This window comes from Burkholderia sp. Ax-1719 (assembly GCF_011753055.1).
In the GTDB taxonomy this organism is placed as follows: domain Bacteria; phylum Pseudomonadota; class Gammaproteobacteria; order Burkholderiales; family Burkholderiaceae; genus Paraburkholderia.
Genome location: NZ_VWWJ01000053.1, coordinates 1 through 18,106, shown reverse-complemented (window position 1 = coordinate 18,106; position 18,106 = coordinate 1). Strand labels below are relative to the sequence as shown.

The following is an 18,106-nucleotide window of genomic DNA, read 5'->3' as shown; positions in this document are numbered from 1 at the left end:
AAGGCGAGCGCCGCGTTGGCCTGGGCCAGCGCTGCCACTTCCAGTAGCGCCGCGCTCTCCCCGCGCGCGGCATCGTCGCCGGTTTGCGCGAGCCAGTCGGGCACGCACGCAGCCAGCGCAGCAAGCTCCTGCGGATCGGCCGCTTCGCGCCAGACCGTCGGCTGCGGTGACGACGCGGACACCTCCGCATGAATCGAGCTGTCGAGCAGACCGACGAACGCCACCGTCTCGCCATCCGCCTCCAGCAGGCGCGCGGTTTCCACCGCGAGCATGCCGCCGAACGACCAGCCCAGCAGCGCATACGGCCCGGCTGGCTGCACCGCGCGAATCGCGTCGCGATAGTCACTGGCGAGCGCGGCGAGACCGCCAAAGCGCCAGGCAGCATCGGCATAAGCGGGATACTCGATGCCGATCACTTCGGCTTCGCCCGCCAGCGTTTGCGCGAGCGCGCGATAGCCCGCCACCAGCCCGTAACCCGGATGGATCGCGAACAGCTTGCGCGGCGCCGCGCCCGCCTTGTTGAGGCGCACGAAGTTGCGCGGGAACGCCGCTTCCGCCGATGCCGCCGTCGATGCATCGAGCGCCGCCGCCAGATCCTCCAGCACGGGATGCGTGAACAGCGTGCCGATCGCCACATCCTCGAAGCCCGCCGCACGCGCGAGTTCCGCCACGCGCAGCGTCGAGAGTGAATCGCCGCCCAGTTCGAAGAAGTGCGAACGCAGGCCGATCGCTTCCACGCCCAGCACGCGTTGCCAGATCTCCGCGAGGCGCTGTTGCGTCGGCGTGTGCGGCGCGGTCTGCGTGATTTCGTCCGCCGCGCCGTCTTGCTCTGCGGCGATCTCCGCGCGCAGCAAGGCCGCGCGGTCGAGCTTGCCGTTCGACGTCAGCGGCAAGTCCGCGACGCGCGCAAAGCTCGCGGGCACCATGTACGCGGGCAACGCCGCATTCAGATGCGCACGCAACGTTGCGCGCCAGTCGTCCTGCACCGCATCCGCGCCGTCGAACACCACCCACGCCGCCAGCCGCTGCGCGCCGTCGGTGCCCGCAACCGCCAGCACGGCGGCGTCGCGCACCGCTTCATGCGCGAGCAGACACGCGCGAATTTCGCCGGTCTCGATCCGATGGCCGCGAATCTTCACCTGGAAATCGTTGCGGCCAACGTAGTCGATCTCGCCGTCCGCGTCATGGATCGCGAGGTCGCCCGAGCGATACAACCGCCCGCCCGGCGCGCCGAACGGATCGGGCACGAAGCGCTCCGCCGTGAGCGCCGGGCGCCCCAGATAGCCACGCGCGAGACCCGCGCCGCTCACGCACAATTCGCCCGCCGCGCCTTCGGGCACGGCATGCAGATCGGCGTCGAGCACATGCAGGCCCAGATCGTCGAGCGGCGCGCCAATCACGCTGCGCGGCGCATGGCCATGCTGGCTTGCCAGATCGGCATCCGCGAGCACGCGCAACGTGACGTGCACCGTCGTTTCGGTGATGCCGTACATATTGACCAGCGCGGGTCGCTCGCCCAGCGCCGAACGTGCGCGCCGCGCCGCCGCCCAGCCCGCGAGTGCGCGCGGCTCCAGTTTTTCGCCGCCAAAAATCACCACGCGCAGGCGCGCGAGACCATCGGCGCGCGCTTCGTCCACGCGCATCAGCGGCGCGAAAGCCGAAGGCGTCTGGTTCAGCACGCTCACGCCCTGCGCACCGAGCCAGCCATGCAACGCCTCGATATCGCGCGCAAGCGTTGCAGGCGCAACCGCCAGGCGCGCACCGTGGCTGAGCGCACCGAAGATTTCCCACACCGAAAAGTCGAACGCATAGGAGTGGCACATCGACCAGACATCGTCGGGGCCGAACGCGAAGGTCTCGCCACAGGCGTCGAACAGGCGCGCCGCACTGCGCTGCGAAATGCCCACGCCCTTGGGCTGGCCCGTCGATCCCGAGGTGTAGATCACGTAGGCTAGCTGTTCGGGCAAGGTACGCGGCTGACGTGCGCGCCACGTGGGATCAGCGGGCGGCAACGCATCCACGGCGCCCGCATCGTGCACGACGAACGTTCTCGATGCCTGCAAGGGCGCGAGCGCGTCTGCGCCCGCCGCATCGGCCAGCACGCAGGCGATGCACGCATCGTCGAGCAGATACGCGAGACGCTCGCCCGGGTACGCCGGATCGAGCGGCACATAGGCCGCACCCGCCTTCAGCACGCCGACGAGCGCCGCAATCAGCGCCGCCGAGCGCTCGAACGCCACGCCGATGCGGGTCTCGCGCGTCACGCCCTGCGCCAGCAGATGCGCAGCTACGCGATCCGACCAGGCGTCGAGCTGCGCGTAGCTGAGCGAGGCATCGTCGGCGACCACGGCGAGCGCATCGGGCCGCTGCGCCGCTTGCGCGGCAAAACGCTCGATCAGCGGGCGAAACGCATGCTCGCGCGGCGCAGGCTCGACAGGCGCAATCTGCGCAACATCCACAGCACGCGCCACGCGCAAATCGCCGACACGCTGCGTAGCCGGATCGGCCAGTTGCGCGAGCAGCCCCACGTACTGCGCGGCCAGACGATCGAGCGTCGTGGCGTCGAGTTGCGCGGCATCGGCGCTCCAGTTGATCGCCAGCACGTCGCCCGGCGACACCGCGAGCGTGAGCGCGTAATGCGTGCGCTCCAGCGTCTCGGACGCGCTCACTTCCAGACCCGCATCGCCTTCGCGCAGGCCCGCATCGATCGGATAGTTTTCGAACACGACGAGCGTGTCGAACAGCGCGCCGGCATCGTTGCCGCGCGCGGCCCAGCGCTGCACGTCGCGCAGCGGCGTGTGCTCGTGCTGACGCAATTCGGCGTTGTGCTGCTGCAGGCGCGCGAGCCACGCGTCGAGCGCCTCGCCCGCGCGCAACTCCGCCCACACCGGCAGGCTGTTGATGAACAGGCCCAGCATGCCGTCGATGCCCGCCAGCTCCGGCGGCCGACCCGACACCGTCACGCCGAACACCACCCGCGAGCGGTTCGCGTGGCGCGCGATCAACGCGGCCCACGCGGCCTGCATCATCGTGTTGAGCGTCACGCGATGGCGCGCCGCTGCCGCACGCAAGGCCTCGCTCAAGCTCGCGCCCAGGGGCTGCGCGCGCCGCAGCACGCCGCTTTCGCCCGGCGCGGCCGCCGCGTCCTTGCGCAACGACGGCATCAACAGCGCCACCTCGTCGAGACCGTCCAGCTGCGGCTGCCACCACGCCTGCGCGGCAGGCTGGCTCGCGCGCCAGCGCACGTAATCGCGATACGGCGTCGCGGCGGGCAGCGCCGCCACCGTCTCGCCGATCTCGCGGCGATAGGCGTGGATCACCTCGCCCATCAACTGCGCCGCGCTCCAGCCGTCGAGCAGCGCGTGATGGTCGGTCCAGACCAGATCGTGCGCACCATCGGCGCGAGCGAACAGGTTCAGGCGCATCAGCGGCGCGCGGCGCAAGTCGAACGGCGTCGCCAGATCGTCAGCGCGCCACTGCGCGAGCGCGCTTTCGTACGCGTCGTGATCGAGCCCGCGCCAGTCGTGCAGCGCAACCGGCATTTCAGCGCGCCGGTGCACGACCTGCAGCGCCTCGCCGCCATGACGCCATTCGAAATGCGTACGCAGGATCGCGTGCCGCTCGATCGCCGCGCGCCATGCGGCCGCCAGCGCATCGCGATTCAGATTGCCGCGCAGCGTGAGGCGCTTCTGGTTCATGTACACGCCGCCGCCCGTCTGCAGCAGGCTATGGAACAGCAAGCCCTGCTGCAGCGGCGTGGCCGGGTAAATGTCCTCGATTTCGCCGAGCGGCAGCGCGAGCGCATCCAGTTGCGCCGCGTCGAGACCCGCGAGCGGGAAATCCTCGGCGGTCGCGCCGGACGGCGCGCGCTCGCAATGCGCCACCAGCGTGCGCACGGCCGCTTCGAACGATTGCGCGAGCGCCGCGACGGTAGCGGCGTCGATCAGATCCGGGCTATAGCGCCAGCCGATTTCGAGCGCACCGTCCTCCACCGCGCCGTTCAGATCGAGCGCGTATTTGAGGCGCGACGTGGCGGCCATCGGCGCGCCGGTCGATTCGCTCGCAAAGCCAAAGCGACCCGCGCGTTCGAGCACCTGATCGGTCTGCCCCAGATAGTTGAAGCCGATGCGCGGCACGGGCAACGCGGCCAGCGCCTCGCGCACGCCTGCGTCCGCTGCGCCATGCGCGAGCATGCCCCAGTGCAGACCCTTGTGTTCGATGGCGCGCAGGCGCGCTTTCGCCGCGCGCAATGCTTGCGCGGCGTGCGCGCTCGATGCTTCGGCATCCGTATCATTGGCAAACGGCGCGTCGATCCAGACCGGGAAACGCGTCGTGAACCAGCCGATCGTGCGGCTCAGATCGAGTTGCGCGTCGATCTCCTCGCGGCCGTGGCCTTCGAGCGCGATCAGCGCGCCCGCCGCGCCGCTCCATTGCGCCACCGTGCGCGCGAGCGCGGCCAGCAGCACATCGTCCACGCCCATGCGGTAGGCGCGGGCGGGTTCGCGCAGCAAGGACTGCGTAAGCGTGCGGTCCAGGCGCAGCGTGTGCAGGCGGCTTGCGGCCAGCGTGGTGTCGGCGTGCGCGGCATCGCGTGCCAGCGGCAGCGACGCGCTCGCGCCCGTCAGTGCCGCCTGCCATTTCGCGGCTTCGGCCTGCGCGGGCAGATCGCGCGCATACTGTGCCGTGCGTTCGACCCAGACGCTCCACGGCAGCGGCGCGGCAAGCGCCGCGTCGGCCACATCGCCGCGTTCGGCAGCGGCGTAAAGCGACTCGAATTCATCGAGCAGCACGCGCCACGACACGCCATCCACCACGGCGTGATGGATCACCACGAACAAGCGGCCCTCGTGCTCGCCCGTGCGCAGCCAGGCCGCGCGCATCAGCGGGCCCGCGCGCAGATCGAGGCTGCGATGCAGGCGCTCGCCTTCGCGTTCGAGCGCCGCGCGCCAATCGGCTTCGCCACGCAGATCGAGGCATTCGACGCAAACGCGATCGTCCGCGAACACTTCGGCGGCCGGTAGCACGCGCTGACGCCACACGCCTTCATCATCGACAAAAAAGCGCACGCGCAAGGCGTCGTGACGCGCGATCAGCGCGCGCACCGCCGCTTCGAGCGCGGTCTCGTCGAGCGTCCCTTCGACGCTCAGCAGCGCGCCCTGATTCCAGTGCGATTCGCCGTGCGGATAGCGCGCGAAAAAGTCAGCCTGGATCGGCGTGAGCGGCAGCGGCGTATGACGCTCTGCGAGCGCTTGCGCATCGTCGGCGCCTTCGCCCATCGCGACCGCCAGCGCCGCGAGACGCGCCACCGTGGGCTGCTCGAACAACTGGCGCGGCGTGATGCGCCAGCCCGCCTGGCCCGCGCGCGCGACGATCTGCAGACTCAGGATCGAATCGCCGCCGACTTCGAAGAAGTTGTCATGCACGCCAATCGCCTCGCGGCCCAGCACGCGTTGCCAGATCGCCAGCAGCGCGGCCTCGCGCTCGTTGGTGGGCGGCGCGCTGGCCTGACCGTCGTGCGCGGCGAGCGCCGAATCGTCGGGATCGGGCAGCGCACGGCGGTCCACTTTGCCGTTCTGCATGAGCGGCAGCGCGTCGAGCAGCACGAACGCGCCCGGCACCATATGCTCGGGCAGGCGCGCGGCCAGCGCGACGCGCAATGCGGGCACCGTCACCACGGCCGCATCGCCGCTGAAATAGCACACGAGCCGCTTGTGCGCGCCCTCGCCGCGCAATTCGACCACGGCGTCGCGCACGCCCGCCTGCTCGCGCACGGCCGCTTCGATTTCGCCCGGTTCGATGCGGAAGCCGCGCAGCTTGACCTGGCTGTCCAGACGGCCCAGGAAGTCGATCCGGCCATCGGCGCGCGCGCGGCACAGATCGCCGGAGCGGTACATGCGCGCGCCCGGCGTGCCTTGCGGATCGGGCACGAAGCGCTCGGCGGTCAAACCGGGACGGCCCAGATAGCCGCGCGCCATCGTCAGCCCGCCAATGCACAGTTCGCCCAGCCCCGCCGCAGGCACGTCGTTGCCCGCGTCGTCGATCACGCGTGCGGTGCGCGACGGATACGGCTCGCCGATCGACACCACGGCGACGTGCGCATCGGCATCGGTCGTGCTGCGATGCAGACAGGCCACCGTCGTTTCGGTCGGCCCGTAGAGATTGTCGAGCGCAACGTCGGCGAGCGGGCCGCCGCGCCACTGCGCCAGCGCATCGCCCGGCAGCGCCTCGCCGCCGACGGTGATCTGCCGCAGCCGCGCGAGATCCGCGCGTGCGGGCGGCGTGCGCAGCCATTGCTGCCAGTAAGCGGTGGGAATGCGCGCAAAACTCACCTGCTCGTCAACGAGCGCGCGGCTCATGCTGGCCAGATCCCACATGTCCGGGCCGCGCATCACCACGCGTCCGCCCTGCATCAGCGAAGGCAGCAACTCATGCAGCGCGACGTCGAAATTGATCGTCGACGATTGCAGTTGCGTGTCGGCCGCTGAAATACCGTAGGTTTCGATGAAATCGGCCAGATGCTCGGCCAGTGCCGCGTGCGAGATGGCCACGCCCTTGGGCTTGCCCGTCGAACCCGAGGTGTAGATCGCGTAGGCCAATTGCTCGGCAAGCAACGGAACCGGCGTGTCGTGAACGACTTCGGCAACGTCGGCCGATTCGACAGGTTCGCCGAGCGCGTCGAGCAGCACCAGTTCGCAGCCTTGCAGCACCTCGCGCAGTTGCGCGGCGCTTGCCGGATCGGCCACCACGCGGCGCACGCCTGCATCGGCAAGCATGTAGGCCAGGCGCTCCGCCGGATAAGCGGGATCGAGCGGCACAAAGGCCGCGCCCGATTTCATGATGCCGATCAGACCCACGGCCAGCGCGGGCGAGCGCGCCACGCACAGTCCCACGCGGGCCTCGCGCAGATCGCCGTTTGCAGCCGTGGCGCGCAGCAACGCCGCCACGCGGTCCGAACGCGAGCGCAATTCGCCATAACGCAGATGCGCGCCTTCGCAGGTGATCGCCACGGCCTCGGGCTGCGTGTGCGCCTGTCGGTCAATGGCGGCGAATGGCGGCGTGAAGGTGCGCGCCTGCGGTGCGGCGCGCGTGGACGTTGCGCTCGCCAGCGCGATATCGCCGATGCGCAGGCGCCCGTCGGCCAGCACCTGGTCGAGCAGTTCGACGTAATGGGCCGCAAGCCGCGCGATGGTGGCTTCGTCGAACACGTCGGTCGCGTAGTTGAACGACAGCGCGAGCGCGTCGGGATCCTCGTTGGCGTTGAGCGTGAGGTCGAAACGCGCGGTCGTCTCGGCAGCTCCGACGTTGGCGAGCGTCACGCCCGGCAAGCTGGGCGCGCCGCGTCCGCTTTTTGCGTAGTTGAACATTGCCTGGAACAGCGGCGTGTGGCGCAGGCTGCGTTGCGGATGCAGCGCGTCCACCACCTGCGCGAACGGCACATCCTGATGCGCCTGCGCGTCGATCACCTTCGCGCGCACCGCGTCGAGCACCTCGGCGAAGCGCTCGCAGCCGCGCAACTGCGCACGGATCACCAGCGTGTTGACAAAGCAGCCGACCAGCGCGTGCGTGTCGCCGCGCTCGCGCCCGGCCACCGGAACGCCCACTCGGATATCGTGCTGGCCGCTATAGCGTTGCAGCAGCACGTGCCACGCGGCGAGCAGCACCATGAACGGCGTCGCGCCATGACGCGCGGCGAGCGCCGCGACGCGCACATTCAGCGCGGCATCGGCCTCGACGCGCCAGACCGCGCCCGCGCCGCCGCGCGCTTCGTTGCGCGCGCGGTCGAACGGCAATTCGAGCACCGGATGATCGTCGCCGAGCGCAGCGCGCCAGTAGTCGAGCTGACGGGCGAGCGCGGCGGCGTCGGTGTGCTGCGCATGCCAGTGCGCGTAATCGCCGAAGGCGAGCGCGAGCGGCGCGAGGGTTTCTGCTTCTTCGTGACCTTCTGCACCGTGCTTCTGCGCGTGAATCGCCGAATACAGGGCGGCGAAATCCGCCAGTACGATGTCCTGCGACCAGCGATCCGAAACGATGTGATGCATCGAAAAATGCAGCACATGACGCTGTGCCGCCAGACGCAGCACGCTCACGCGCAGCACCGGGCCGCGCAGCAGATCGAAGGGCTGCGCGCCCAGCGCGGCGATTTTTTCCAGGCAGGCAGCATCGCTTGCGCCTTCCAGATCGACGATTTGCCAGGCGTGCGGCGCGTCGAAGCCTTGCAGCGCGACACCATCCACTTCCTCGATGCGCATGCGCAGGCTTTCGTGACGCGCCACCAGCGCGTCGAGCGCACGGCTTGCCGCATCCAGATCGAACGCGCCCTCCAGCTTCACCGCACCGTTGATGGTGTACGCGGCGCTCGCAGGATCGAGCTTCCAGAGGAACCACAAACGCTGCTGTGCGGGCGTGAGCGGCACGCGCGCGAGATCGGCGGGACGGCGCGCGATCGGTGTCGATTCGGCGTTAGCGTGTGCTGCGGCAGCCGCGAGCGATGCAGACACCCCAAGCGCCGCCGCGAAATCCTTCAACACAGGCTGCGTGAACAGCGTCGGCAACGCCACCGCACGGCCCAGCGCCTCGCGCGTGCGGGCCACCGCGCGCATCGCCAGCAGCGAATGGCCGCCGAGCAGGAAGAAGTGATCGTCGCGGCCCACGCGCGGCACTTCCAGCACGTCCTGCCAGATCTGCGCGATGGCGCGTTCGTCGTCGCCCAGCGGTTCGACGTGGGCAGCCGTTGCGCCCTGCCATTGCGGCTGCGGCAGCGCGCGGCGGTCGAGCTTGCCATTCGAGGTCAGCGGCAGCGCATCGAGCGCGATAAACGTCGACGGCACCATATGCGGCGGCAGGCGCGTATCGAGCCAGCGCTTGAGGTCGGCGGCATCGGCATGATCGGCATCATCGGTCGCGCTGCGCGCCACCACATAGGCGACCAGGCTCATCGTGCCGCTCGCATCGGGCCGCGCCAGCACGGCGGCTTCGCGCACGCGCGGCGCACCCAGCAGCGCCGCCTCGATCTCGCCCAGTTCGATGCGGTAACCGCGCACCTTGACCTGGAAGTCGTTGCGGCCGATGTATTCGGGCTCGCCGCCCGGCAGACGCCGCGCCAGATCGCCCGACTTGTACATGCGACTGCCTGGCAATCCGGACGGATCGGGCACGAAGCGCGCAGCGGTGAGTCCCGGCGCATGCAGATAGCCGCGCGCGAGACCCGCGCCGCCTACGTGCAGCTCGCCCGCTGCGCCTTCGGCCACCGGGCGCAGATCGTCGTCCAGAATCGGCAGCGAGAGATCGGGAATCGGCACGCCAATCACGCTGCGCGGCGCGTCGCCGCTCGTGTCGGCGAGCGTGAGCGGACGATAGCTCGCATGCACCGTGGTCTCGGTGATGCCATACATATTGACGACGCGCGGCGCCGCATCGCCCGCGCGCGCGAGCCACGCATGCAGGCTCGCGGGTTCGAGTTTTTCGCCGGCGAAGATGACCGTGTGCAGCGTGCGCAGCGGCGCGGCGCTATCGAGATCGACGTGCATCAGCGGCATGAAGGCGGAAGGCGTCTGGTTCAGCACGGTGACGCCTTCGGCGGCCAGCAGCCGGTGACAGGCCGCCGGATCGCGCGCGGTCCAGTACGGCACGATCACGAGCCGCCCGCCGTGGCCCAGACAGCCGAACAGCTCCCACACCGACACGTCGAACGCATAGGCATGGAAAAGCGGCCAGACGTCGTGCTCGCCGAAGCCGTACCACGCGTCGGTGGCGGCGAAGAGGCGCGCGGCGTTCGCGTGCGTGATCGCCACGCCCTTGGGGCGGCCCGTCGAGCCGGACGTGTAGATCACATAGGCCAGCTGCTCCGGATGCAGCGCAAGCGGCGGCGCGAGGTCGTGCGCAGACGCGCTCGCGTGCTCCAGATCGCCGGCGAGCAAAAGCTCGCATTCGCCGATCAGATCGGCCCATTGCTGCGCGCTCGCGGCATCGGCGACCACGCGGCGCACGCGCGAGTGTTCGAGCATGTACGCAAGACGCTCGCGCGGATAAGTCGGGTCCAGCGGCACATAGGCCGCGGCCGCCTTGAGGATGCCGAGCACGCCCGCGACCAGCGCCGCCGAGCGCTCGATGCACAGGCCCACGCATTCGTCGGCGCGCACGCCCGCTGCGCGCAGACGATGCGCGATGCGGTTCGACCAGCGCTCCAGCGCGGCGTAGGTGTAGGTCTTGTCGCCGTCGCTGATGGCGATGGCGTCGGGATGCGTCTCAGTTTGCGCGGCAATACGCGCGACCACGGATTCGAACGCGAACTGCTTTTCGGGCGCGGCTTCGAACGCCTGCGTCGAAGGCAACGCCAGATCACGCAGCAGGCAATCGTCCTGCGCGCAAAGATGCGCGAGCAGTTTGCCGAAGTGCGCGTGCAACCGCTCCAGCGTGGCACGCTCGAAACGCGCAGGATCGGCGGACCAGCGCACGCCGATGCGCGCATCCGGCAGGATCGCCAGCGTGAGCGGAACGTGCGTGCGCTCGAATGCCGCCGTCTGCTCGATGGCGATGCCGTGCGCGCCGTGACGCAACGCGGCATCGACGGGATAGTTTTCGAACACGAGCAGCGTGTCGAACAGGCCGTCGCCGCTGCGTGATGTCCACTGCTGGATGCGCGACAGCGGCGTGTGTTCGTACTGGCGCAGCGCGCCGTTGTGCTGCTGGAGCGCTTCGAGCCATGCCGACAGCTTTGTTTCGCCAGGCACGTCGATCCACACCGGCAGGCTGTTGATGAACAGCCCCAGCATGTTTTCGACCTGCGGCAGATGCGCCGGTCGTCCCGATACCGTCACGCCGAATGCGGCCTGCGAGCGGTTGCCGTAGCGCGCGAGCAGCAGCGCCCACGCGCCTTGCAGCACCGTGTTCAGCGTCACGCGATGACGGCGCGCGGTTTCGCGCAATGCATCGCTGAGTTCGGGATCCAGACGGAATTCGAGCGGGGCTTCGTCGGCATCGCTAGATTCCAGCGCGCGGCCCGTGTTCAGGCCAAGTGCTTCAAGCAAGGTAGACGGTTCATCGATACGCGCGCCCTGCTCGCGCCACCATGCCTCGCCTTCGTCCTGCTGCAAACGCCACTGCACGTAATCGCGATACGGCGGCGCAAGACGTTGTGGCTCGCGTTGCGCGCGCAAGGCTTCATAGGCATCGGCGACTTCGCGCATCAGTTGTGCGCTGCTCCAGCCGTCGAGCAGGACGTGGTGATCGGTCCAGACCAGATCGTGAGCGCCATCGGCGCGTGCGAACAGCGCGATGCGTAGCAGCGGCGCGCGTTCGACGTCGAAGCCGCTTTGCAGGTCGTCGCGCATCCATTGCTGCAATTGCGCTTCGTATGCCTGCGAATCGAACGCGGACCAGTCGTGCTCCGCATACGGAAGTTCGACTTCGCGCAGCACGATCTGCAGCGCGTCGCCGCCGTGACGCGTTTCGAATTGCGTGCGCAGGATGGCGTGCGTGGCGACAACATGCGCCCATGCACCGCGCAAAGCTGCGCGATCAAGCTCGCCGCGCAACGTCAGGCGACGCTGGTTCACATACAAACCGCTACCGCTTTCCAGCGCGCTATGGAAGAGCAAACCTTGCTGAACAGGCGTCGCCGGATAGATATCGTCGAGATTCGCCAGATCGAAACCCAGCGCCTCAAACGCGTCCTGCTGCAAACCGCTCAACGGGAAATCCGCCGCCGTCAACTCAGGCTGCGCCTCCGAGGCGTGCTCGACCAATTGCGCGAGCCTGCGCTCGAACTCCGCGCACAACAAGCGCGCCCGCTCCTCGCCGACGATCTCCGGCACGTAACGCAAGGTCACGTCGAGCACACCGTTAGCGACGCGCGCCACCACCGAGAGCGCTTCGTCCACCACCGCATCGGCGGCAATCGATTCCCCTGCCGACTCCGTCGCAAAGCCAAACGGCCCGCGCCCGTCGATGCCCGCATCGAACTGCCCCAGATAGTTGAAACCGATACGCGCTTGCGGCAAAGCGCCCAGCGCGAGCTGCGTGGCGTCATCGCCATAGCAGTTGAGCAGGCCCCAATGCAAGCCGTTGCGCGGCACGGCGCGGCGGCGCGCCTTTGCGTCGATCAGCGCGGCGCGCGCCCCATCGTGAGCCTCGATCCAGAGCGGCCAGCGCGTCGTGAACCAGCCGACCGTGCGGCTCAGATCGACGGCATCGGCGCTGCTCTCACCCAGCGCCTCGCGGCCATGCCCTTCGAGCGCGAGCAGGACGCCGCGCGTCTCGCACGCCGAGCTAATCGCCTGCGCGAAAGCCGCGAGCAGCACTTCTTCGGTGTTCGTGCGCCACGCGTGCGGCGCATCGTGCAACAGCGCGCGCGTACGATCGACGTCGAGCGCGAAGTTCAGCGTGCGGGTTTGAGCGTGATGCGCCGTTACCGCACCAGAAAAATCAGGCGCTAGCGAGGCTTCGCCGAGCGCATCGATCCACCACGATGCCTCTGCACGCACCGCCGCATCACGCGCATAGGCCTGCACGCGCGGCACCCAGGCGCTCCACGGCGTGCCAGCCGCAAGCGCAATCGCGCGGCCCTCGCTAGCCTGCGCATACGCCGTCTGCAAATCGTCCAGCAATACGCGCCACGACACGCCATCGACCGCCAGATGGTGAATCGCGACGAGCAAACGCCCTTCGCCACGCAGACGGAAGTACGCGGCGCGCACGAGCGGCCCGCTCGCGATATCGAGCGATGCCTGTAGTTGCGTGCCTGCGCGTTCGAGCTTCGCTTGCCACGCGTCATCCTCAACGGCATGTTCGCGCCAGTCGAACACTTCCAGCGCACACGCCTGCGCATCGCCCACCTGCTGCTGCCATACGCCATCGCGCCATGCAAAACGCAGGCGCAACGCGTCGTGCGCGCCCACAATCGCGTCGAGCGCGGCATGCAGCGCGCCTTCGTCAAGTTCGCCTTCCACACGCAGCAAAGCCGCCTGATTCCAGTGGTTTTCGCCGTGCGGGAACTGCGTAAAGAACGCCTGCTGGATCGGCGTGAGCGGCAGCGGTTCACGCGTCACGTCAAGCCTTGCCTGCGCCGCGGCGGCCTGCGCTACGCGCGCCAGCCGCGCCACGGTCGGATGCTCGAACACCTGACGCGCGCCAATCAGCAGCCCCGCCTGACGCGCACGCGCGACGATCTGCAGGCTCAGGATCGAGTCGCCGCCCGCCTCGAAGAAATGATCGGTTACGCCGATATCGTCGCGGCCCAGCACCGCGCGCCAGATCGCGAGCAATGCGCGCTCGACGTCATTCGCGGCTTCAACGCGCGCGAGCGTGACGACCGGGTCCGGCAACGCGGCGCGATCGACCTTGCCGTTGGCCATGAGCGGCAGCGCGTCGAGTTGCACGATGGCCTGCGGCACCATGTAATCGGGCAATGCGGCTTCGAGCGAAGCGCGCAGCGCGGCCTCGTCCACGCGCCCCGTCACATAGCCGACGAGCCGCTTGCCCGCGCCCTCGCCGCGCAAGGCCACCAGCGCCTCGCGCACGCCCGGATGCGCACGCAGCGCCGCTTCGACTTCAGCGGGCTCGATGCGAAAACCGCGCAGTTTCAACTGTTGATCCGCACGGCCTGCGAAATCGATACGGCCGTCGCGGCGCATGCGCACCAGGTCGCCGGTGCGATAGAGGCGCGCGCCGGGCGCGCCCTGCGGATCGGGCGCGAAGCGCGCCGCCGTTGCCGCCGCCGCACCGAGATAGCCACGCGCCAGCGCCTCGCCGCCCACGCACAGTTCGCCGAGCGCGCCCAGCGGCACGGCGTTGCCGTCTTCGTCGAGCACGGCGATGCGGCGGCCCGCGTAAGCATGGCCGAGCGTAACGACGCTCTCGCGCGCATCGTCGACATGGGTCGTGCGATGCAGCGCCGAGATCACCGATTCGGTCGGCCCATACTGGTTGTCGAATCGCACCGACGCAAACGCGCTCGCGTGCCAGCGGCGCAAGCCGTCGCCCGGCAGCGCTTCGCCGCCCGTCGAGATCCAGCGCAGCGTCTCGAACGGTTGCGCGGGCAACTGGTTGAGCCATTGCAGCCAGTAGGCGGTGGGCAGGTCCGCGCCCGTCACGCGCTCGCGTTCGAGCACCGCGTTGAGCGTGTCGATGTCCCACATCGCGTCGCCGCGCATCACGACCGTTGCGCCTGCAACCAGCGGCGCGAGCAATTGTTCGGTGGCGACGTCGAAACTCAGCGTCGAGAACTGCAGGATGCGCGCGTCTGCGTCCAGCGCATAGGATGCGCAGAACGCGCGCAAATGCGCGGCCAGCGCGCCGTGCGGCACGCCCACCTGCTTCGGCTCGCCGGTCGAGCCCGAGGTGAAGATCGCGTACGCGAGTTGTTGCGGGTCGAGGCGTTTGCGCGGTTTATCCAGCGCGGGTGCAGCGCTTTCGAGCGTATCGGCCAGCACCGTCGGCAACGCGCCGAAACGCTCGCCAAATCGCGCGAGACAGGCCTCGTCGGTGACTACGGCGGCGGCGCCTGCGCGCGCGAGCATCGCCGCGACGCGTTCCTCGGGATAGTCGGGATCGACCGGCACATACGCGCCGCCCGCCTTCAGGATGCCGAGCAGCCCCGCCACCAGCGCGGGCGAGCGGCGCGCGCACAGCACCACGCGGCGGTCGGTGAGATCGCCGTGCTGCGAGAGCGCGGCGGCCACGCGCGACGACCAAGCATCGAGTTGCGCGTAGCTCAGCGTCTGGCCTTCGCAGACCAGCGCCGTATGCGAACCATTTGCAGCGGCGTGTTGCTCGAATAGATCGACAACGCTCGCGAAGGTATCGCCAGCACGATCGACATTGGCATGCACGGAAACGCGTGCGCGCAGCGTCAGATCGCGCAGCCGCGTCTGCGCCTGCACGCCTTCGAGCAGCGCCACGTAATCGTCGAGCAGCGCGTCGATGGTCGGCGCGTCGAAGAGATCGGCGGCATAGTCGATCTGCGCTTCCAGCGCGTCATGGGTATCGACCACGTGCAGCATGAGGTCGAACTTCGCTTCGCCGGTATCGGCGTCGAGCGCCGCGAGCGTCAGGCCCGGCAGCTTCAGCGCGCCCGACTGTGCATCGGGCGCATAGCTGAACATCGACTGGAACAGCGGCGTGTGCGCGAGGCTGCGCGGCGGCTGCAAGGCATCGACGATGCGCGCGAACGGCACGTCCTGATGCGCCTGCGCGTCGATCACGCGTTGCGCGACCTGCTGCACCAGCGCGCCAAAGGTATCGCCGCCCGCCAGCGTCGCGCGGATCACCAGCGTGTTGACGAAAAAGCCGACCACGCCTTCGGTTTCCAGCCGGTCGCGCCCGGCCGCAGGCGTGCCGATGCGGATATCGCGCTGCCCCGTGTAGCGGTACAGCAGCGCGTCCCAGGCGGCCAGCAGCGTGGCGTGCAGCGTCACGCCCAGTTCGCGCGAGAGCGCCGCCACGCGCGCACGCGTCGAAGCATCGAGCATGCGGCTCGCGCGCGCGCCTGGCGTTGCGTCAAGGCCGCGGCGCACGCGATCCACCGGCAGTTCGAGCAGCGGATGCGTGTCGCCGAGCGTGTCGCGCCACCAGTCGAGCTGCGCGTCGAGCGCCGCGCCGTCGAGCCATTCGCGCTGCCACAGCGCGTAGTCGGCGTAATCGATGCTGAGCGCGTCGAGCGTGGCGGCGTCGATCGACGCCTCGGCGCGTTGTCCCGCGCGATACAGCGCGCCCAGTTCGCGTTGCAGGATTGCCTGCGACCAGCCATCGGAAACGATGTGATGCAGCGCGAGATGCAGGACGTGCTCGTGCGCGTTCACGCGCAGCAGCGTGACCTTGAAGAGCGGGCCGTTTTCGAGGTCGAACGGCGCGCGCGAGAGCGCCTGCAAAGTGGCTTCGGCGTGAGCGCTTGTGGCTTCAGCTTCCTGCCAGCCATAGGCGGGCTCGCCGGGCGCGCTCGTGCGTTGCCATGCCACGCCGTCGGTCTCGCCGAAGCGCGTGCGCAGGCTCGCATGGCGCGCCACCAGCGCGTCGAGCGCGCCGCGCAGGCGCGCGACATCGAGTTCGCCGCTCAGGCGCAGCGCGCCCACCATGTTGTAGGCCGCGCCGTGCGGGTCGAGCTTCCACAGAAACCACAGACGCTCCTGCGCATGCGAGAGCGGCTGCCGGTCGCCGCGCTCGCGCAGCGGCACGATCGGCAGGTCGGACAGGTCATGGCCGCGTTCCGCGAAGCGCTGACGGAACGCCGCGCGCCGCTCGGCCGTGAGTTCGGCGTAGCGGCGGGAAACGGCGAGCATGTCCTGGGCAATATCGTTCATCTTCTGGATCCGGTGGCTGATACGACGGGTCACGCCCGTCAGTCGAGTGTTTCGAAAAGGTCGTTGAGCGCGTCCACGCGCGCGGCGCGCTGCGCCTGCGCGGCAGTGGCATCAACGGATGCGCCGGAAGACGCGGCTTGTGCGGATGGCGCATTGGACGCATCGAGCGCGGCGGCAAAACGCTCGACCGTGCGATGGCGCAGCACCTCGGCCAGCGCCACCTTGCGACCAAGCCGCGCCGTGAGCCGCGTGGCGATGCGCACCGCGAGCAACGAATGACCGCCCAGTTCGAGGAAGTCGTCGCGCACGCCAAACGGCGCGAGCGCGCTTTCGTCCGCATCGGTTGCATCGGCGGCCAGCACGTCGCGCCAGACGTCGAGCACCAGCGTCTCCATCGGCGTGCGCGGCTCATGCGGCGCGGCGCGGCGGATCGTGGCGGCCGCCGTTGCGGCCATGCGCGCGAGCGCGTTGCGGTCGAGCTTGCCGTTGCGCGTGAGCGGCAAAGCCGCGAGGCGCACGAACGCGGCGGGCACCAGATGCGCGCTCACACGCGCCGACAGCCATTCGCGCAGCGCGGGCCAGGGCGCTTCAGGGATGTCGGCAATGTCGGCATGCAGCACCACGCAGGCGACGAGACGCGCATCGGCATCCACGCCCGTGCGCTCGACCACCACGGCGGCATCGGCGATCCACGCGTGCGTGAGCAGTTGCGCGCGCACTTCGGCAGGCTCGACGCGGAAGCCGCGAATCTTCACCTGATCGTCGATACGGCCCGCGAACGTGAACGCACCGGCGGCATCGCGGCGCACGCGGTCGCCGCTGCGATAGGCACGCGCGCCCGGTGCGCCGTGCGGATCGGGCACGAAGCGTTCGGCGGTCTGCGCCGGGCGGCCCAGATAGCCGATCGCCAACGCCGGGCCGCCGATCAGCAGTTCGCCCGCGCAACCCTCGGGCGTCGGCTCGCCGAAGCGGTCCACCAGTTGCACGCTGGCGTGCGCGAGCGGCGCGCCCAGCGGCAGGTCGTCGTCCGTGGTGGACTCATCTGAATGCGCGAGCACGCCCACCGTCGTTTCGGTCGGGCCGTAGTGGTTCAGCAGCGTGAAGCCGTCGCGCTCGCCTTTCAGCGCGCGCAACTGCGCGATCAGGCCGCGCTGCGCCGCCTCGCCGCCCAGCACGAGACAGCGGCGCGGCAAAGCGTCGGCGGGCGCGGCTGCGCCGCGCATCAGCGCGCCGAGATGGCTCGGCACGATCTTGAGCGCGTCGATCTTGTGCTGCGCCATGTAGGCAGCGAACGCTTCGGGGTCGGTGGCGCGCGCGTCGTCGATCATGTGCAGCGTCCACCCGGCCCACAGCGCGCCCAGCAGCGTGGTATGGCCGAGATCGGCGGCAGGCGTCGAGACATAGGCCGCGCTGGCGATGGATTTCGGCATGCGCGCGAGGATCGCTTCGACATACGCCGTCATCGCGCCATGGCCGATCACCACGCCCTTCGGCGCGCCGGTCGAGCCTGACGTGTAGATCACGTAGGCGGGGCGCGCGGGATGCGGGTGCGCCGCATCGGCGGGGAAATGGCGCGGTGCGGCGTTCTCGGCCGTGGCGGCATCGAGGCGGATCACGTCGGGCGCGTCCTGCAGGCTTTGCGGGAACGTCGCCGCGATCAGATGACGCGCGCCGCTGTCGTCAAGCTGTGCGCGAAGACGCGCGGGCGGCGCGGCCACGTCGAGCGGCAGATAGACGCCGCCCGCGCGCCACACGGCGACCATCGCCACGGCCAGATCGAGCGAGCGCGGCAGCGCGACGGCGACAGGCGC

2 protein-coding genes are annotated in these 18,106 nt (G+C 69.5%); both read right to left on the bottom strand.

All coding sequences use genetic code 11. The annotated features are described in order from the left end of the window. Positions 1-16,295 (bottom strand): non-ribosomal peptide synthase/polyketide synthase (locus F3J17_RS35545; protein ID WP_167070464.1); only part of this gene is annotated, 16,295 nt, incomplete at its 3' end. A 38-nt stretch (positions 16,296-16,333) separates the two neighbouring features. After that, positions 16,334-18,106: non-ribosomal peptide synthetase (locus F3J17_RS35540; protein ID WP_167070462.1), on the bottom strand; the 1,773-nt coding region annotated here is incomplete at its 5' end.